The following is a 2,174-nucleotide window of genomic DNA, read 5'->3' on the forward strand; positions in this document are numbered from 1 at the left end:
AACAGATGGCATTGCTATCACACATTTAGCAGATTCATCCACATTCGCCAATTAATTGGATGCAATGGTGCAATGAACTACATATATATAAGTATTGCATGTGATATATTGCACCCCCTTAACAATCCCCCGGCTCGATGAGGATAAACCTACTCTTATCCTCATCGGTTGACATCTCGAAAATAAGTAGGTATGAAAGTATTAATTTAAAAAAGTCTAGATCCCCCCGTTTGTTTTCAAATCGAAAAGGAATTTTCTCATGAAAACAAAAAACGGTTTTTTTATTTTACTGGCTGAAATTGAACTTCATGCTACCTCTTTTTCAGTGCGCTATCCTCCTTATCGCCATTTGTAAAAAGACGTCTCATCGGAAAGCCGTCTTTACTTTCATAAATTCCACATAGAACTGCGTTCTATGTGAATATACGATCCAGAGTTTAGCAATGCAGGCCGGTCAATAAGAACTCATCTCAGTGTATTAACGGTCAACTCTGAGCTCGTTAGGAGAGACCCGTCGGCCAAGTTGCTGGTGCGGGATCAGTCCTGAACGGCTTCGAAGTGTCTAAAGAAGTCGGGGTGATTCACCCTGTAGCAAAGGGGCTGGGTGAGGGACATATCCGTATCCTCTGCTAACCAAACTACCAGTTTAACAAAGCAGTCGGTCACTAATGGATTGAACCTGCTCATATTTTCATCCATTTCCTCTATCCATGTCTCGATCTACTCCCTTAAGATAGCCAAACGAAAATCCATCTCTCAGGGAAGCGTCATGGGAGCGATTCAAACATACTCACCATCGGAAGCGCCTCTAATAAGTAAATATAGCGCACGAAACGCCTCTATTAGCGCATCTCACTGAGTGGGGTATATATGGGTAGCGACATTGGCATTAAACGGCGGCAATCGCATTACAGGTTGTATCAGTGAACTCTGGTAATTCGGGTTCCCTACGCATTGACCATCTAAAAATTACAATTATAAAAAATCCTTTCGATTTGTGATTTTTTCCCGCAAAGGAAATTTATCTTTTCCGCGATTATCACTTCGTGCTAACGCGAATCATATCCAGAGAACGACCAGTATCGACTAGGTCTAGGTGCTCACGCAAATTTTTCGCAGAGATTTACCCCCCCCCGAAGCAATTGAAGTGAGTTCGTGGTATGGCAATGCGTCTTCTATGCAAGTGCCAATAACTATGATCATCGTCAAAAAAATTCTAAATCTGCACGTTAAATGACATTTTTTTTCAGCAAGGTTGGCCGGTGTTTGATACCATCCCCGTTCGGGCCCCTTGCAAACATCGAGAGCCTATGAATAGCCAATGTCAGCGCTGGTTAAACGCAGCACTCAGGGAGTTGTCACAGCCCCGTGCGGTAGCCATCTCGTTTGCCAGCTACAGCACAACAGTAGGAAGCTATGTAGCGAGGCACATTGCCCCCCTCCATCTTTCTAATTAAACAGTGGTGAAGGTCGTGGTCAAAAGGTTGCGTTCATGATTACCCATCATCCTCAGCCATCTATAAGAGTCGATATGGCATAGGTTGACTTGTTAAAATACTAATAATTCATAACTTAATTGAGAGACAGTACTGCTATGAATAGAGTTATCACTAACATCCTGGGTGCAGATGACAAGTTGCTAAAACTTTTAGGGACCAACCCATTAGCTAACCTTGTGGGGTACGTTTATTCCATGGACTTTAGCGAAGCACTTATCCTTACCAATGATAAATTCAAAGAGGAAGTTGCTGGTGTACCTCACAATAGTTTTTTAGTGGCTACCTCCTTAAATCCAGAAAACGTCTCTGCAAGTACTGAGTTAGACCGAGAAGTTATTCTTTTAAGGGTGATAGGGCATTCAAAACTACCAACTGATGATGATTTTGTTAAAACAAGAATTGAGCACAATCAACGGAGAACGGCAAGTGAAGTATTTGCTAATGATAAGCTGGATGGACTAGATGTATTGACTCTCTCAGAGCTTCAGGCTGGCGGTTTGAGGTGTCGTATTTTGGGTACATTTTTTATAGATGAAGGTGAACTAAGGTTAGGATGTGACATTGAAAATTATATGTCATCAAATCGTTTAAGAGTATTCAAGCCAAGAGATAAAGCACTAGAGCTTATTGTTAATCATGTAAACGAAGAGGTTAAGCAGGGCTGACGCATCAGTG

1 protein-coding gene is annotated in these 2,174 nt (G+C 41.9%); it reads left to right on the forward strand.

Translation table 11 applies throughout. From position 1 onward, the window contains the following. The first annotated feature begins 1,594 nt into the window (after positions 1 to 1,594). Positions 1,595 to 2,164 (forward strand): hypothetical protein, encoded by a 570-nt coding sequence (locus BN1127_RS21580; RefSeq protein WP_197069652.1) that lies wholly within the window; start codon positions 1,595 to 1,597, stop codon positions 2,162 to 2,164. Positions 2,165 to 2,174: the final 10 nt, after the last annotated feature.

The sequence above is a fragment of the Aeromonas media genome (assembly GCF_000819985.1).
Taxonomy (GTDB): domain Bacteria; phylum Pseudomonadota; class Gammaproteobacteria; order Enterobacterales; family Aeromonadaceae; genus Aeromonas; species Aeromonas media.